We start from the raw sequence: 15,885 nt of genomic DNA on the forward strand, positions 1-15,885 counted from the left end.
CGCATGCTGCGTGCTCTGTCCGGCCTGACCACACGCGGCCGCTGCCTCCTCGCCGCCGGCGTGGCCGCGGCGGTGTGCTCGTTCGTGCTCAACGAACGGGATCTGCTGCGCGTCGCGGTGTTCGTCATCGCCCTGCCGCTGCTGGTCGCCTTCTTCATCTCGGCGACCCGGCTGCGGCTGGGCGCGGCCCGCTCGCTGCGCCCGGAGCGGGTCGCGGTCGGTTCGCCGGGCGAGGTCCAGCTCGAACTCTGGCGTGACGGCAGGCTCCCGGCGGGCGAGGTGCTGCTCGAAGACGGCGTGCCCTACGCGCTGGGTTCGCGGCCGAGGTTCGTCGTCGAACGCCTCCCCCACGACCGCCGGGTCGCGCTGCGCTACCCCCTGCAGCCGGTGCTGCGCGGGGTCCAGCAGGTCGGCCCGCTGCGGGCGACGATCACCGACCCGTTCGGGCTGTGCGAGTTCGAACGTGAGCTGATCGGGCATTCCCGCCTGGTCGTCGTGCCGAAGGTGGTCGGCCTGTGGGGGCTGCCCAGCGGCGCCGGGATCGGTGCCGGCGACGACGGCAGCATCCGCCTGCACGCCGGACAGGGCGAATCGGACGTGATCGTCCGGCAGTACCGGCAGGGTGACGACCTGCGGAAGGTCCACTGGCGCTCGACCGCCCGCCGCGACGAGATCATGGTCCGCGTCGAGGAACGGCCGTGGCGCGGCGGCACCACGGTGCTGCTGGACCACCGCGCGGCGGCGCACCACGGCACCGGCCCCGCGGCGAGCCTCGAATGGGCCGTCTCGTTCGCCGCTTCGGTGTCCCTGCACCTGCGCCGTTCCGGTCACCGCGTCCGGCTGATCACCGAGCACGGCCAGACCCTGGCCGACACCCCCGGCGAGGGTGGCGAGCACTACGACAACGTCGTGCTCGACGTCCTCGCCGCGCTCCAGCCCGCGCACCAGCGCGACATCACCCTCGGCCACGACCCGGCCGAGGGGCAGGAACTCATCGCGGTGCTCGGCACCGTCAGCAACGAATCCGTGCACGAGCTGTCCCGGTACCGCCCGCGCGGGATCCGGAGCCTCGCCGTGCTGCTCGACACCCCCGGCTGGTCGTCCGGCGTCAACCGGCCCGAGAACCGGGCCGCCGCCACCGAGGAATCGGTGGCGCTGCTGCGAGCCGCGGGCTGGGGCGTCGTCGTCGCCGGTCCCGGATCGCCCATGCCGCAGGTCTGGGCCGAGCTCTGCCAGACGGCCACCCGCCGGGGCACGCTGATCGGAGGCGGCCTGTGACCGCGACCGCGCCACCCCGGCCGCACACCCCCCAACCGCGACCGGCCGCCCCGCCCCCGGTCTGGACGAGCAGTGTGCTCGCGCCGGTCGCCGCCGGGCTCGCCACGCTGTTCGCCTCGACCTCGCTCACCGGCGTCGTCTCCGGCTGGGCGTGGTTCGGCTACCTGCTGGTCGCCGTCGTGCTGATCGCCTCGACCGGGCTCGCCCTGCGTTCGCTGCGCGCGCCGACCATCGTCGTCGGCTTGGCGCAGCTGCTGGTGCTGCTGTTGCTGATCACCGGGGCGTTCACCACCAGCGGCGTCCTGCGGATCTTCCCCGGCCCGGACGCGTTCGGGGAACTGGGCGGCGTCCTCGCCGCGGCGGCCGAGCAGATCCGCGTCGGTCTGCCGCCGGTCGAGGGCACCCCGCCGATCCTCTGCCTGATCACCATCGCGATCGGCCTGGTCGCGGTCCTGGTGGACACGCTGGCCGTGGCCGCCGCCGCGCCCGCCGCGACCGGCCTGGTCCTGCTGTGCGTGTACGCCGTTCCGGCCGCGCTGGCCGAGGACATGCTGCCGTGGTGGACGTTCCTGCTCGGCGCGGCCGCGTTCGCCGCCCTGCTCGCCGTCGACGGCAACCACCGGCATCGCCGCTGGCGCAACCGGGACGCGCCCGGACTGGGCAACTCGGCGAGCACGTTGTCGGCCCCCGTCGGCGTGGTCGCCGCCGCGATCGCGATGGGGCTGGTGATCGGCACGGCCGTGACCGGGGTCGGCACGGTCGGCAGCCTGCCCGGCGGGACCGGCTCGGGCCGCGGTGGCGCGGGCGGATTCGGCGTCGAGCCGTTCACTCAGCTGCGCGGCCTGCTCGACCAGGGCGAGAACGTGGAGCTGTTCAAGGTCTACGGGATGGGCGCGGACAAGCGGCTGTTGCGCGCCTTCACCCTCGACACGTACACGCCGAACAAGGGCTGGGGGCTCGCGCAGAACGGCCGCGCCCAGCAGGGTGTGCAGGCCAATAAGGGGCTCCCGCCCGCTCCGGGCGACGACGGCTCCGGTCCCGCGCGGGAGATCCGGATCGAGCCGACGAACTGGGTCGACAACTGGCTCCCCGTCTACGGCGCGCCGAGGGCGATCACCGGACTGGCCGACAACTGGCTGTACGACCCGGTCGGCGGCGCCGTGTTCACCACGACCAAGCAGAACGCGCCCGCCTACACCGAGACCGCGTCCATCGAGAACCCGTCGAAGGATCAGCTCCGGCTCGACGACGCCCGGCTGGCCGAGGTGCCACCGCAGTTCACCCAGGTCGACCGGGTCGATCCCCGCGTGGTCGCGAAGGCCAAGCAGCTGACGGAAAACGAGACCAACAACTTCGACAAGGCGCAGGCGCTCTGGTCGTTCTTCACCGCGCAGAACGGTTTCGTCTACGACACCAAGACCGCGGACGCCACCGACTCCGACGCGCTGGCCGACTTCATCCTCAACGGCAAACGCGGGTTCTGCGAGCAGTACGCGTCCGCGATGGCCGTGATGCTGCGGGCGGTCGGCATCCCGTCGCGGGTCGCCATCGGGTTCACCTCCGGCACCTCGAAGGGCGACTACCTGTCGATCACCTCCGAGGACGCGCACGCGTGGGTCGAGGTCTACTTCCAGACGAAGGGCTGGGTCAGCTTCGACCCGACCCCGCTGCTCGACGGACGCGCGGTCGTCCCGCCGTACCTGCAGAACGACGCCGGCAGCTCCACGACGAACGACACCCAGGAAGTGCCGAGCGCGCCCGCGTCGAGCGCGCCCGCCACCGGCACGCCCCGTGACCCCGGCGCCGACCTCGGCGCGGACGGCGGCACGGGCCAGCCGGAGGAAGAGCCGATGTGGCCCGCGATCCTCGCCGGGATCCTCGGTGGGCTGGCGGCCGCGCTGACCGTGGTCGCGATCGCGCGGTCGCGGTTGAGGTACCGGGCGCTGATGCGGCCGTCCTCTTCCCCGGACTCGCCCGCGCCGGAACACGGGTTCCTGGACAACCAGAACGTGACGAACTGGCTGCCGCTGATCGCGATCGGGCTGTGGGTCGCGGCGTTCGCGTTCCTGGCGGCGTGGGTGTCGTGGTGGTTCGCGCTGGTGCTGGTCGTCGTCCTCGGCGGGCTCGGCACGCCGACGGCGATCCGGGAGATCAAGCGACGGCTGCGGCTGCAGAAGATCGCGTCCCGCTCCCCCGCCGCGGCCGACGCGGCGTGGCGCGAGCTGATGGACGAATGCGCGGACCGCGGCCTGCCGCTCTCCGACGGCGACACGGTGCGTGTGGCGGGCCGGAAGGTCGTCGAGAAGCACCGTCTGGACGAAGAGGGCCGCACCGGTCTGCGGACGGTCATCGGTGTCGTGGAGCGGTCCTGGTACTCGGACCAGCCCGCGGACGACCAGACGCTGGGCCCGGCCTTCGACGAGGTTCGCAAGAGCCTGAAGCGCAACGCGCCGATGTCGTGGAAGGGCCGCCTGTTCCCGCGCTCGCTGCGGCGAGGCAAGTAGGCGTCGCGGCGGGCGTTCGGTCCCGCCGCCCAAGTACGTGAAGGCCCCCTTCACTGCGCTAGACGCAGTGAAGGGGGCCTTCACGTACTTGCTGCGGGTTCCCGCCACTCACGACAACGCGAACATGCCGGCAGGGCGTCGCCCTGCCGGCATGTTCGCGTGTGTGGGAGCTATTGCTCCTCGAAGCGCTGGCGGAAGCGCTCTTCCATGCGCTGGGTGAACGAGCTCCGGCGCGGGGACGGCTTGCCGCCACCTCCGCCGGCCCCCGGGCCACCGCTGTCCTTACCGCCTTCCGTTTCGGCTCCTTGCCGAATCGATGTGACGGCCATCATGACTCCGAAGAACATCACGAGGAACCCGAGCACGCTGATCACGGGGATCTCGGCGACCCGGATGTTGACCACCACGCCGAGCACCAACAGTGCGACGCCCACTACGAACAGGGCGATGCCCTGCAAACGCCGTCGGCGGGCGGGGCGGCGCAACCGGGTGCCTCGCACCGTGGATGCGAACTTGGGGTCCTCGGCATAGAGCTCGCGCTCGATCTGATCGAGCAGCCGCTGCTCATGCTCGGAGAGTGGCATCTTTCCTCCTCCGGCACAGCTGTCGCGGGCGCCGGGCCGCGCAACGTCATGGACCCAACAGACAACCCCAGGCGGGGTGTCTCTGTCCAGGATACGAGCCCCGCGCTCGTCCGACTACCCGATCCCGTATCCAGTAGGGATCGAATTGCCCGAAACCACCCGGCTCGGCTCTCTCGAAGACGGCCGAGCGGGCTAAGTCACTGGTCACGAGGGGTCAGCAGTGACGCGGGCCGCACCGCCGCGGCCCCGAACTTCGACCTCGCGACGTCGGCGGCGACTTCCGCATCCCGCCAACGGGGTTCGGGTGACTCAAAAAGCAGCTGCTCTCCATCACTCTCCGTGTCCAATCCCTCGACCCTTACCCCGATCAGGCGGACTGCGCCCGTCGGCGCGTGCTCGGTCAGGAGTTCGACGGCGGTGCGGTGGATGTCGCGGGCCACGTCCACTCCCACGGCGGTCGTCCTGGCGCGGGTGATCGTCTTGAAATCCGCGAACCGGACCTTGATCGACACCGTCCGCCCGCGCAGCCCCCGGCGGCGCAGGGTGGCGGCGACGCGTTCCGACAGCCGGAGCAGTTCCAGCCCCAGCGCCGCGCGGTCGTGGAGATCCACATCGAAGGTCACTTCGGCGCCGATCGACTTGTCCGGCGACTCCGGGACGACCTTGCGATCGTCGTGCCCGTTCGCGAGCGCGTACAGATGCTCCCCCAGCGCCCGCCCGAGCGACCGCCTCAGCCTGGACAGCGGAGCGGTGGCGACGTCGGCGACGGTGTCGAGACCCTGCTGCCGCAGCTGCTCCTCGGTGCGCTTGCCGACGCCCCACAGTGCCGACACGGGCAACGGGTGCAGGAACGCGAGCGTCTCGGCCGCCGGGACGACGACCATGCCGTCCGGTTTCGCCATCCCGGACGCCAGCTTGGCGACGAACTTGACCTTCGCGACGCCGACCGAGCAGCTGATCCCGAAGTCGGCGGCGACCCGCTCCCGGATCCAGGCGCCGAGCCGCGCGGGCGAGGAGTCCAGCCGTTTGAGCGCCCCGCTGACGTCCAGGAACGCCTCGTCCAGGCTCAGCGGCTCGACCAGCGGCGTCAGCTCGCGGAAGATCCCCATGACGCCCTTGGAGACCTCGCCGTAGAGCCCCGGCGTCGGCGTGATGCAGATCAGCTGGGGGCAGAGGCGTTTGGCCGTCGAGAACGGCATGGCCGACCGGACGCCGAACTCGCGTGCCGCGTAGCTCGCCGCCGCGACGACGGACCTCGGCCCGCCGCCGGAGACGACCACCGGTTTGCCCTCCAGCTCGGGGCGCGTGCGCAGCTCGCAGGACACGAAGAAGGCGTCCATGTCGACGTGCAGCAGGCCGCAGCCGGTGTCATCGGGCCAGGTGGTGGCGCCGGTCGTCACGCGGTAGCGGGCCATCCCGCCGGGCAGTTCAGCGTTTCTCCCCACCCCCGGACGTTAACCCGGACCACCGACAGTCTCGTGAGTGGTCAGGGACGTGGGGGCCGAGGGTGTCTTGTGTACCTACCGCGGGTGCACGGGTGGCGTTTCGGAGCGCACCTGTACTGGTGAGGTCCTGGTGGGTGCCGGGCTTGGCAGGGGGTTGCGAAAGCCACTTTCGCAACGTTGAGGGTTGCGAAAGTGGCTTTCCCAACGTCGGCCATGTCCGGCACGACCCGCTCTGGCGAGCATGTCGCGAAAGCCACTTTCGAGACGTCTGATGTCCCGAAAGTGGCTTTCGCGACACCCCTCCCCCAGGCCTTCACCGACCGGACCGGGGATCACCAGCGCTCGGACCACCGACGGTCCCGTGAGTGGTCAGGGACGGTGGGCCAGGACGTGCAGCCTGCTGGCGACGTCCCGCAGCGGCGGGACCGAAGCCGCCGCCAGCTCGAACTCCGCCAGGTCCTCTTCCCGCACCCCACCGGGCACGAAGTCCGCCACGACACCGTCGCCCTGCAGCGAGGTCACCTCGAGCCCCACCTCGACCAGCTGGGTGCGGAGGCCCTCCGCGTCGAAGCGCCGCAGCACGGTCTCCCGGCCGCCACCCAGGACGCCGCTCTCGGCCGCGAGGAGTTCCCGCGCCTCCCCGAGGCGTCCGGCCAGCGCGCGCTGCAGGATCGCGGCGTGGCGGTTCGCGACCAGCACCGACACGGCGCCACCGGGGCGCACCGCGGCGGCCAGCGCGGTGAGCACGAGCGCCGGGTCGTCGACGACTTCGAGCAGCCCGTGCGCGAGCACGAGATCGGCCGAGCCCGCCTCGACGTGGGCGCCGAGCGCGTCGGAGTCGTCGGCGATCACCGTGATGCTGCCGGAGACGCCCTCTTCCTCGGCGCGGCGGCGCAGGGTCGCCAGCGCGTTGGGGTTCGGCTCGACCACGGTCACCAGGCAACCCGCCGAGGCCAGCGGCACCGCCCAGCCGCCGCTGCCGCCGCCGACGTCGACGACGTGCGGCTGTTGTGCGCCTCGCGCCCGTGCGGCCCGGAGTTCTGCTTCGAGAACCCGGCGAACCGCCCCCGATCCCCGCGTGGCCACGGTGTCCGTCTTCATAAACGCACAGGGTAATGCCCGCCTTCGCCGGCCCGCCGGGTGTAGTCCGATGCGGTGTTCGACACCTTGCCACGGAGCCACCCCGCCGACTGCCCGTAGGCTGTATCGAGTGCACACGGTCGCTGTTCTCAGCCTGAAGGGTGGCGTCGGTAAAACGACGGTCGCCCTCGGTGTCGCGTCCGCCGCGCTGCGTAGGGGCGCCCGGACTCTCGTGGCCGACCTCGACCCGCAAGGCAACGCCACCACCTCGCTGGACCCGCCCTTCACCGATCGCACGCTGGCCGACGTCCTGGAGACGCCGGTGCGCTCGGTGCTCGAACGCGCGATCGCGCCCAGCGTGTGGAGCGACCAGATCGACGTCCTCGTCGGCGCCGAAGAGCTGGAGATGCTCAACGAGCCCGACGCCGACAGCCGCCGCCTGGAGAACCTCTCCCGCGCGCTCGACGAGCTGCACACGAATCCGCTGCGCGAGGAACCCTACGAACTGGTGATCCTCGACTGCCCGCCGTCGCTCGGCAGGCTGACCCGCTCCGCGCTGGTGGCCGCGGACAGCGCCCTGATCGTCACCGAGCCGACGATGTATGCCGTCTCCGGCGCGCGCCGCGCGCTCGACGCGATCGAGAAGATCCGCGAAGAGCAGAACCCGGGGCTGCGGCCGATCGGCGTCGTGGTCAACAAGCTCCGCGTGCGCTCCTACGAGCACCAGTTCCGCGTGGCCGAGCTGCGGGAGAACTTTGGCCCGCTGGTGATGCCGACCGCCATCCCGGACAGGCTCGCCGTGCAGCAGGCACAGGGCGCGTGCAGCCCGATCCACGAGTGGCATTCCCCCGGGGCGCAGGAGATCGCGCTCACCTTCAACATGGTGCTCGCGAAGGTCCTGCGGTCGAGCCGGGCCGGGCGGCATCGCGTCCGCGGCGAAGAAGAGCCCGAGGCACCCGCCAAGCTGAGCGACACCGGCACGGGCTGACGTCCGATGCCCGAAGGCGACACCGTCTTCCTCGCCGGCAAGGTCCTCGACAAGGCGTTGGCGGGCAAGACATTGCTGCGGGGCGAGTTCAGGGTCCCCCAGCTGGCGACGACGGATCTCGCCGGACGCGACGTGCTCGGTGTCGGCACGGTCGGCAAGCATCTGCTGACCCGCCTCTCCGGAGACCTCACCCTCCACAGCCATCTCCGCATGGACGGCAAGTGGGACGTCTACCGGGTGGGGGCGCGCTGGCGGCATCCGGCGCATCAGGCGCGGGTCATCCTGGCCACCGAGGATCTGCAGGCGATCGGTTTCCGCGTGCACGACCTGGAACTCGTGCCCACGGCTGAGGAAGACCGCTTGGTCGGGCATCTCGGCCCGGACCTGCTCGATCCACAATGGACGGACGAGCTCGCGGAGCGGGCGGCGGCCGCGCTGGCCGCGGATCCGGACCGCGAACTCGGCGATGCCCTGCTGGATCAGCGGATCATGGCCGGGATCGGGAACATGTACAAGGTCGAGATGTGCTTCCTGCTCGGCGTCACGCCGTGGACCCCGGTGTCCGAAGTGGACCCGGCGAAGGTCGTCGCGCTCGGCCGGAAGCTACTGAAGAGCAACGCGTGGCGCACCTCGCAGACCACCACCGGCGATCTGCGCCGCGGCCGCGAGCACTGGGTCTACGAGCGGACCAAGCAGGGCTGCTTCCGTTGCGGCGGACGGCTTCGCGTCGCGCCCCAGGGCGCCGGGCACCAGGCGAGGCCGACGTGGTTCTGCCCGAAATGCCAGTCCGGGCCCGCCCCGAGCGGCTAAGCTGGTCTCGTGACGCTGTTCAAGCTCCCGCTCTACGGGGCCGACACCGAACGCGGCGACCTCGCTCCCTGAGCCGCCCGCTCCCTCCGCACGTCACCTTTCTCTTCACTCTCAGGGAGCTTTGTCATGCCCGGAATCCTCACGGGCACGGCGCTGCGCGCGTTCGTGCACGCCCTGCCCAAGGTCGAACTCCACGTCCATCTCGTCGGTTCGGCGAGCCTGCCCACGGTGCTGGAACTGGCCCGCCGCCGCCCGTCCGCGGGGGTGCCGACGGAGCCGTCGGCGCTCGCCGAGTTCTTCACCTTCCGCGATTTCCCGCATTTCCTCCGCAACTACCTGGCGGTGACGTCGCTGGTGCGCGACGCCCGCGACATCCACACCCTCGTCACCGGGCTGGCGGCCGATCTGGCCGCGCAGAACGCCCGCTACGCCGAGGTGACCGTGACGCCGTACAACCACGTCCTCGACGGCATGCCGGCGGACGATCTCCTCACCGGTCTCGCCTCCGGGCGGGCCGCGGCACGGGCCGACCACGGGGTGGAGCTGGCCTGGTGCTTCGACATTCCCGGCGAGAAGGGCGTCGTGGCCGGCCGGGAGACGGTCGTGTTCGCGCTCCGCGAACGCCCCGAAGGACTGGTCTCCTTCGGGCTCGGCGGCCCCGAGGTCGGCGTCGGCCGGGCGCAGTTCGCCCCGTTCTTCACCGCGGCCAGGGAGGCGGGGCTGCACAGCGTCCCGCACGCGGGCGAGACCACCGGGCCCGCCACTGTCTGGTCGGCGGTGCACGATCTCGGCGCGGAGCGGATCGGGCACGGCGTCGGCGCGCACACCGACCCGGCGCTGATGGAATACCTTGCCTTGCAACGGATCCCGCTGGAGGTCTGCCCGACTTCCAATATCCGGACCGGGCAGTTCGCGTCGATCGCGGCGCATCCCGTGCGACGGCTGCTCGATCACGGTGTGCTGGTCACGCTCAACACCGACGACCCACCGATGTTCGGCGCCACCCTCGACGGCGAGTACGTGGCGGTGGCCGAGGCCCTGGGCCTGACGGCGGCCGAAATCGCCCTGTTCGCGAAGAATGCCGTGGACGCCTCTTTTCTGCCGTCGGCGGACAAGACCGTCCTGGTGACGGAGATCGAAGAAATCTTGTTGCAGGACCCCGAACTCCTCGCATAGCGTGGCGGTACACGAGAGAGGAGGTGGTCCAAAGTTGTATTCCAACAGGACTCGTGAGGTGGCTGTCCGCTAGCGGACCCCACGCGTAGGACTTCAGAGCAGCGATACAACGCAAGTTGGAGCCACCTTCGGCTCGTCGTCTCTGCTTCGCGTGATGCCTGATAGCGAATACCAGGCAGTCACCGGGCCCCCGAGGTTCCCGAGCACCGGTCCGGCTCGGGCCCGGCCGCCGATTCCGGCGTCCGGGAGCCGCCTCGGGGGTACCCCTATTTCCGGGGTGTGCCGTCCGTCGCCCCGAAGGACCGTCCGCCGCGGTTCCGCCCCCAGGAACCTCTCCGACTCGATAGCCTGACACCATGCTGAGGCCCGATTTCCCGATCATCACCCAGCGCCTGACCCTCCGTGCCTTCACGCCGGCGGATCTCGACGAACTCAACTCCTTCCAGTCCCGCGCCGACGTCGCCCGTTACCTCTACTGGGGCCCGCGCAGCCGGGCCGAATCCGCCGCCGCGCTCGCCAAACGGGTGCACAGCAGCACCCTGTCGAAGGAAGGCCAGTTCCTCGCGGTGGCCGCGGAACTGACCGAGACCGGACAGCTGATCGGCGACCTGAACCTCGAGTACCTCAGCAGCGAGCACCGGCAGGGCGAGATCGGATTCGTCTTCCATCCCGATCACCACGGGAAGGGGCTCGCCGCGGAGGCCGCCGTCGAGGTGCTTCGGCTCGGGTTCGAAGACCTCGGCCTGCACCGGATCATCGGCCGCTGTGACGGGCGCAACACCGCGTCCGCCGCGCTGATGGAACGCCTCGGCATGAAAAAGGAAGCGCATCTGCGGGAGAACGAGATCGTGAAGGGCGAGTGGTGTGACGAACTCGTCTTCGCGATGCTCGAAGACGAGTGGAAGGCGAGCCGCACGTGATCAAGGCCGAAACTCGGCCTCCGGCGTGTTACGCCTCCAATCACGCGAGTTCCGCTTCCACGCACGCGTGATACGCCTTCGGGCACCGTGAGACGTCCGTCTCGGCCCGGGGAAGGCGTCGCCACGGGCCTAAGGCAAGCGGGATCATTCGGCACGTCGGCCACCAGGCATGATGGGGCCGTGCTTTTCGACAAGATCGTCCGTCCCGCCCTCTACCGGGTCTCCGGCAGCGACCCCGAAACCGTGCACGAACGCACCATCGGCTCGCTCGCCAGGCTGAGCCGGGTCTCCCCCGCGCTCGCCGCGCTCGGCCGCGTCTACCGGACGGACGATCCGGTCACCTTCCTCGGGCTCCGCTTCCCGAACCGGGTCGGCCTCGCCGCCGGGATGGACAAGAACGGCCGCGCCCTGCACGCCTGGCCCGCGCTCGGTTTCGGCTTCGTCGAGGTCGGCACGGTCACCCGGTATCCGCAGCCGGGCAACGACAAACCGCGGCTGTTCACCCTCGCCGAGACCGACGCGGTGATCAACCGGATGGGCTTCAACAACGAGGGCGCGGAGGCGCTCGCCGCCCGCCTCGCCGCGACCGGGAAACCGCCCGTGCCGCTCGGCATCAGCATCGGCAAGTCCAAGGTGACCCCGCTCGACGAAGCCGTCGAGGACTACCGGTTCTCGCTGCGGGCGCTGTACCCGTACGCCGACTACTTCGCGATCAACGTCAGTTCCCCGAACACGCCGGGGCTGCGGGCGCTGCAGGACAAGTCCGCGCTGGCCGAACTGCTCGCCGAGCTGCGGAAGACCTCGGCCGAACTCGCCGGGGATGCGAAGCCGACGCCGGTGCTGGTGAAGGTCGCCCCCGACCTCACCGACGAAGCGCTCGCGGAGCTGTTGGAGGTCTGCCTCGACCACGGTGTCGCCGGGTTGATCGCGACCAACACGACGCTGTCACGCGAAGGGATCGCCCCGACGGAGGCCGCCGTCGGTGAGCAGGCGGGCGGGTTGTCCGGCCGCCCGCTCACCGCGCGCTCGGTCGAGGTGGTGCGGTTCGTGCACGACGAGACCGGCGGCGAGCTGCCGATCATCGGCGTCGGCGGGATCTTCGACGCCGGCGCCGCCGCCCGGATGCTCGACGCCGGCGCCGGTCTGGTCCAGCTCTACACCGGTTTCGCCCTGCACGGTCCCGGCTTGGTCAAGCGGGTCGCCCGAGGTCTCGCGGCCCGGCCGTACTGACGAACCTCAGGTAGGCACGCCAGCACTGGTATCTCGTCAGCTCCGTCGCCGTCGCCGCGGCGGCCTGGTCGCACAGGACCGCCAGCGGGGTTTCCCCGTGCTCCAACCGGATCCGGCCCAGGACGAACGGGGCGGGCAGCGTCGCCGCGAAGGCACCGAGCGCGGCGGGCGAGAGCCGCCAGCGTTCACCCGAAAGCATCGTGTGCTCGCCCGTGGCACTCACCGGCACGACTCCCGGCTGCGGTGGATCGGTGGGCAGCAACAACATCCGATAGCCCTCGCCGGTCCGGACCAGACCGGTGAACCGGGCCCCCGCGGCGACCAGGCTTCCGTTCAACGGCTGGCCGCGCAGGTGCGCGCCGAACACCACGAGATCCGCACCCGGTGCGGGATAAGGGAAATCGGCCTGCTCGTCGGTGAGCACGGCGGCGAGGTCGATGGCGACCTGGTCGTCGAACGGCCGTACCACCACGGAAACCCCGTACGGCCCCAGATCCGACGGCGACGACGGCACCGTGACCGCGGCGAGGTCGAGCAGGTTGACGAACGCGGTGAACCGCTCCAGCCGTTTCGCGACACCGTCCGGATCGGACAGCGCCTCGGCGACCGAGGGATGATCCGCGACCGTCGGGAGCACGAGGGCGTCGTACTCCGACAGCATCCGGAGCGCGAGCATCCCGGCCTCGGCGACACGCACCCGGTCGGCGGTGAAGCCGTCGTCGTGGATCAACCCGCCCACCGTCAGCAACGCCGAGACCTCCACGGTCTCCACCCGTGCGCCGGACGCCCGAAGCGCGGAAACCGCGCCGAGGAAGGCGGACCGGGACTGCAGCGACAGGCCGGTGAGCGTGTCGGAACCCGGGATCGCCACCCGCGGCCGGTCGCCCGCGGACAGCCGGACGTCCGGCGGCCAGTCGCGGGAAAGCGGGTCGATCCCGTCGGGACCGGTCATCAGCCCCAAGGCGCGCTGTCCCAAGGTGAGGCTGCGGGCGAAGACGGCGATCCCGCCGCACGGCGCGGCGCCGGTCTTCGGCACGAGCCCCAATGTCGGCTTCAACCCGACGATCCCGTTGAGGGAAGCGGGAACCCGGCCCGCGCCGGCCGTGTCCGTGCCGACCGCCAGATCGACGAGACCGAGCGCGACGGCGACGGCCGCGCCGCTGCTCGCGCTCCCGGAGACCCGATCGGTGTTGAGCGCGGCGCTCACGGCGCCATACGGGCTGCGGGTGTGTTCGAGGTCGCTGCCGAACCGGTCGCAGTTGGTCTTGCCGATCACGACCGCGCCGGCCGCGGTCAGTCGCGAGACGGAGGTGGCGCCGGCGACGTCGATGGCGTCGGCGACCGCCACCAACGTCCCCGCGAGCGGCAGGTCCGCGCCCGCGCGAAGACGTTCGTCGACCGCCTTCGCGTCCACGAGGGTGTCTTCCACGGGGCGCAAGGTGATCCAGACGTCGGGCCGGTCGACCTCGACGATCCGGTCGTAGGCGGCGATGACGCGCTGATAGGCACTGGGAGGAGGAGCGGGGGCCGGTTCTGGTTCCGGGGGGAGCGTCGTCACTGGGCGTCCTTTCCTCGGCGGGGACGAGAAAGACCACTGCGAGATCCACTGTGTCCGGTCCCCCACCCTGGAACGCCCGCTCACGCGGGCTGGGTTCAGGCCCGAGCTGGGAAGAGCACTGCGTGCATGGAGGAAACGTTAGGCATCGCGAGTCGCCCTCACCAGCGGTTTCGGGTTACGCGAGCGTTTCGGTATCACACAGTGAGCATGTCGTTACGCAATGGAGTATTAGCGACGACGAATGAGACGATGGTCCAGGAAAGCGCCTGCTCAGAGCCTACCCGTTTGCGTAACTCGCGTGATCGAACGCGTAACTCGCGTGTTTGGAGGCGTAACTCGTGAGTTACGCCTCCAAACACGCGAGTTACGCCTCTGATCACGCGAGTCGCGCGTCAGGACAGCTCGCGCAGGGCCATGGCGAGGCCGGCGAGCTTGTCGGTCGCGTCGGAGAGCTGTTCCTTGGACGACGTCATGCCGTCCGAGCTCGCGGCGACGGTGTGGCCGGCGGCCGCGACGAGACCGCCGTAACCGTCGAGACCGTCGTCGAGCTGCTCGCGGAGTTGCTTGACGGCGGCGTCGAGAGCGCCGCGTTCCCGCTCGGGTGCCGCGTCACGTCCGCGTTCGATGGCCTGGATCCGGCCGGCCAGCCCGCGGAGGGCCTGAGCCGCCTCGGCGGCGGTGGTCCGGGCGTCCGCGACGGCGATCTCCGAGACCGGCATGGTGCCGAGCGACGTCGGCTGCGAAAGCTGGCGAAGCAGCTCCGCCAGCGAAGCCTCGCTCTCGGCGAGGCGCTCCATCGGCTCACGCGCGACGGACCGCGCCGGAGGCAGCGGCGGCGGAGCGGCGGGCGCCGCGGGCAGCACGGTGCGCTTGAGCTCCCGCAACCGCAGCCCCGACTTGACCCCGAAGGTGCCGAAGATGACGGCGAACGCGCCGCCCGCGATGGCCTGGAGGACGTCGGCCTGGCCGTCCTTCAACAGGCCGGTGCCCGCGACGACGGCGAACAGTCCACAAAGGAAGGTGAGGAGGATCCAGAACGTCAGCGCCCGCGAAGTGCGGCGCTTGCGGCGCTCCAGTTTGGCGGCGGGTTCGTTCCAGCGCGCCCATTTCGCCTTCGCGTCGGCGACGACCGGGATCTGGCCCGCGGCCATCGACGTCAGCTGCTGGGAGATCTTCGGGATGGCGGGCACCTGCGGGCGCGGCCGGGGCGGCGCCGGCGGAGCGGGCCGCGGCGAAGAACCCTGCTCGGAGGGCGGGATGTAGCGCTGCAGCTTCTCCTGCGCGCGCTGGGCGTAGTCGGGCAGCTTCTCGATGTGCTTCTCAAGCTTGGCGGTGAACTCCCCGAAGTCCTTGCGCCTGCCCTGGCCCATTGCCCTCTCCCCTGTCTTCTGGTGAGACCGGTCCCGCACCCGCGCGGGGTGCGGGACCGGCTCCCGTTGGTGTGTCAGGCGGGGTTCTTGCCCTGTTCGGCCTGAACCCGTGCCTGGATCTCACGCTGGATGTCCGCGGAGCTCGACCCCTTCGCCGGTGCGGCGGCGGTCTTGCCGTCGGTCACCTGAGCGACGGAGTCACCCTTCATGGACGCGCGGATCTGCTCCAGCCGCGAGTGCCCCGCGAGCTGCGTCGTGGAGGCCTGGACCTCCATCATCCGGCCCTGGACGGAGTTCTGTGCGAGTTCGGCCGAGCCCAGCGCGGTGGTGTAGCGCTTCTCGATCTTGTCGCGAACGTCTTCCAGCGACGGGGTGTTGCCCGGCGCGGCCAGCTGGCTCATCTGGTTCAGCGAGGCGGAGACCTGCTCCTGCATCTTCGCCTGCTCCAGCTGCGAGAGCAGCTTGGTGCGCTCGGCCAGCTTCTGCTGCAGCATGGTCGCGTTGCGCTCGACGGCCTTCTTCGCCTGCTCCGCAGCCTGAAGCGACTGGTCGTGCAGGGTCTTGAGGTCCTCGATGCTCTGCTCGGCGGTGACGAGCTGCGCGGCGAAGCTCTCCGCCGCGTTCTCGAACTCGGTCGCCTTCTGCTCGTCGCCCTTGGCACGCGCCTCGTCGGCGAGCACCAGCGCCTGGCGGGTCGAAGCCTGCAGCTTCTCCACGTCGCCGAGCTGGCGGTTCAGCTTCATCTCCAGCTGACGCTGGTTACCGATCACCGAGGCGGCCTGCTGGGTCAGCGCCTGGTGGTTGCGCTGCGCCTCCTCGATGGCCTGCTGGATCTGTACCTTCGGGTCGGCGTGCTCGTCGATCTTCGACGAGAACGCCGCCATCATGTACTTCCAGAACTTCACGAACGGGTTGGCCATCTCCTCCGCCTGCCTTCTCGCA

Annotated in this window: 13 protein-coding genes; 7 read left to right on the top strand and 6 right to left on the bottom strand. The window is 70.7% G+C overall.

Going from position 1 to position 15,885, the window contains the following annotated elements:
• Positions 1-3 precede the first annotated feature (3 nt).
• The gene (locus H4W30_RS28430) at positions 4-1,278 is read left to right on the top strand and encodes a DUF58 domain-containing protein (protein ID WP_192745616.1); all 1,275 of its coding nucleotides are present in this window, start codon (positions 4-6) and stop codon (positions 1,276-1,278) included.
• Positions 1,275-3,782 (top strand): transglutaminase TgpA family protein, encoded by a 2,508-nt coding sequence (locus H4W30_RS28435; protein WP_192745617.1) that lies wholly within the window; start codon positions 1,275-1,277, stop codon positions 3,780-3,782. The genes H4W30_RS28430 and H4W30_RS28435 overlap by 4 nt, the downstream gene beginning before the upstream one ends.
• 170 nt (positions 3,783-3,952) lie before the next feature.
• Here the strand turns inward: H4W30_RS28435 and H4W30_RS28440 are convergent, their stop codons facing one another.
• From H4W30_RS28440 to H4W30_RS28450, 3 genes are all read right to left on the bottom strand, one after another.
• Positions 3,953-4,366, bottom strand: coding sequence for a DUF3040 domain-containing protein (locus tag H4W30_RS28440; RefSeq protein WP_192745618.1), 414 nt, complete (start codon positions 4,364-4,366; stop codon positions 3,953-3,955).
• A 197-nt stretch (positions 4,367-4,563) separates the two neighbouring features.
• Complete coding sequence (gene dinB, locus H4W30_RS28445) at positions 4,564-5,781, bottom strand: DNA polymerase IV (RefSeq protein ID WP_192746848.1); 1,218 nt, start codon at positions 5,779-5,781, stop codon at positions 4,564-4,566.
• Between the two features lie 399 nt (positions 5,782-6,180).
• Positions 6,181-6,912 carry a methyltransferase domain-containing protein gene (locus H4W30_RS28450; protein ID WP_192745619.1) on the bottom strand — a complete coding sequence of 244 codons (732 nt, stop codon included), beginning with the start codon at positions 6,910-6,912 and terminating at the stop codon, positions 6,181-6,183.
• A 109-nt stretch (positions 6,913-7,021) separates the two neighbouring features.
• Here H4W30_RS28450 and H4W30_RS28455 point away from each other — a divergent pair, with 109 nt between their 5' ends.
• The 5 genes from H4W30_RS28455 to H4W30_RS28475 all read left to right on the top strand — a co-directional run bounded on the left by H4W30_RS28455 (position 7,022) and on the right by H4W30_RS28475 (position 12,015).
• Positions 7,022-7,879 (top strand): ParA family protein, encoded by an 858-nt coding sequence (locus H4W30_RS28455; protein ID WP_126737598.1) that lies wholly within the window; start codon positions 7,022-7,024, stop codon positions 7,877-7,879.
• A 6-nt stretch (positions 7,880-7,885) separates the two neighbouring features.
• Positions 7,886-8,689, top strand: a complete 804-nt coding sequence (locus H4W30_RS28460) for an Fpg/Nei family DNA glycosylase (RefSeq protein WP_192745620.1) — start codon at positions 7,886-7,888, stop codon at positions 8,687-8,689.
• 126 nt (positions 8,690-8,815) lie between these two features.
• Complete coding sequence (add, locus tag H4W30_RS28465; protein WP_192745621.1) at positions 8,816-9,865, top strand: adenosine deaminase; 1,050 nt, start codon at positions 8,816-8,818, stop codon at positions 9,863-9,865.
• 356 nt (positions 9,866-10,221) lie between these two features.
• Positions 10,222-10,785, top strand: a complete 564-nt coding sequence (locus tag H4W30_RS28470) for a GNAT family N-acetyltransferase (protein ID WP_192745622.1) — start codon at positions 10,222-10,224, stop codon at positions 10,783-10,785.
• 180 nt (positions 10,786-10,965) lie between these two features.
• Positions 10,966-12,015, top strand: a complete 1,050-nt coding sequence (locus tag H4W30_RS28475) for a quinone-dependent dihydroorotate dehydrogenase (protein WP_192745623.1) — start codon at positions 10,966-10,968, stop codon at positions 12,013-12,015.
• Here the strand turns inward: H4W30_RS28475 and H4W30_RS28480 are convergent.
• From H4W30_RS28480 to H4W30_RS28490, 3 genes are all read right to left on the bottom strand, one after another.
• Positions 11,975-13,573, bottom strand: a complete 1,599-nt coding sequence (locus tag H4W30_RS28480) for an amidase family protein (RefSeq protein ID WP_192745624.1) — start codon at positions 13,571-13,573, stop codon at positions 11,975-11,977. The two genes, H4W30_RS28475 and H4W30_RS28480, sit on opposite strands and share 41 nt — an antisense overlap.
• 392 nt (positions 13,574-13,965) lie before the next feature.
• Positions 13,966-14,943 (bottom strand): phage shock envelope stress response protein PspM, encoded by a 978-nt coding sequence (gene pspM / locus H4W30_RS28485; protein WP_192745625.1) that lies wholly within the window; start codon positions 14,941-14,943, stop codon positions 13,966-13,968.
• A 74-nt stretch (positions 14,944-15,017) separates the two neighbouring features.
• Positions 15,018-15,863, bottom strand: a complete 846-nt coding sequence (locus H4W30_RS28490) for a PspA/IM30 family protein (RefSeq protein ID WP_126737591.1) — start codon at positions 15,861-15,863, stop codon at positions 15,018-15,020.
• Positions 15,864-15,885 lie beyond the last annotated feature (22 nt).

The sequence above is a fragment of the Amycolatopsis roodepoortensis genome, from assembly GCF_014873915.1.
Lineage (GTDB): Bacteria > Actinomycetota > Actinomycetes > Mycobacteriales > Pseudonocardiaceae > Amycolatopsis > Amycolatopsis roodepoortensis.

Excerpts from the sequence above, each read along its gene's own strand:
- H4W30_RS28430 (WP_192745616.1), top strand. The coding sequence starts at position 4 with ATGCTGCGTGCTCTGTCCGGCCTGACCACACGCGGCCGCTGCCTCCTC.
- H4W30_RS28440 (WP_192745618.1), bottom strand. The coding sequence starts at position 4,366 with ATGCCACTCTCCGAGCATGAGCAGCGGCTGCTCGATCAGATCGAGCGC.
- dinB (WP_192746848.1), bottom strand. The coding sequence starts at position 5,781 with ATGGCCCGCTACCGCGTGACGACCGGCGCCACCACCTGGCCCGATGAC.
- H4W30_RS28450 (WP_192745619.1), bottom strand. The coding sequence starts at position 6,912 with ATGAAGACGGACACCGTGGCCACGCGGGGATCGGGGGCGGTTCGCCGG.
- H4W30_RS28460 (WP_192745620.1), top strand. The coding sequence starts at position 7,886 with ATGCCCGAAGGCGACACCGTCTTCCTCGCCGGCAAGGTCCTCGACAAG.
- add (WP_192745621.1), top strand. The coding sequence starts at position 8,816 with ATGCCCGGAATCCTCACGGGCACGGCGCTGCGCGCGTTCGTGCACGCC.
- H4W30_RS28470 (WP_192745622.1), top strand. The coding sequence starts at position 10,222 with ATGCTGAGGCCCGATTTCCCGATCATCACCCAGCGCCTGACCCTCCGT.
- pspM (WP_192745625.1), bottom strand. The coding sequence starts at position 14,943 with ATGGGCCAGGGCAGGCGCAAGGACTTCGGGGAGTTCACCGCCAAGCTT.
- H4W30_RS28490 (WP_126737591.1), bottom strand. The coding sequence starts at position 15,863 with ATGGCCAACCCGTTCGTGAAGTTCTGGAAGTACATGATGGCGGCGTTC.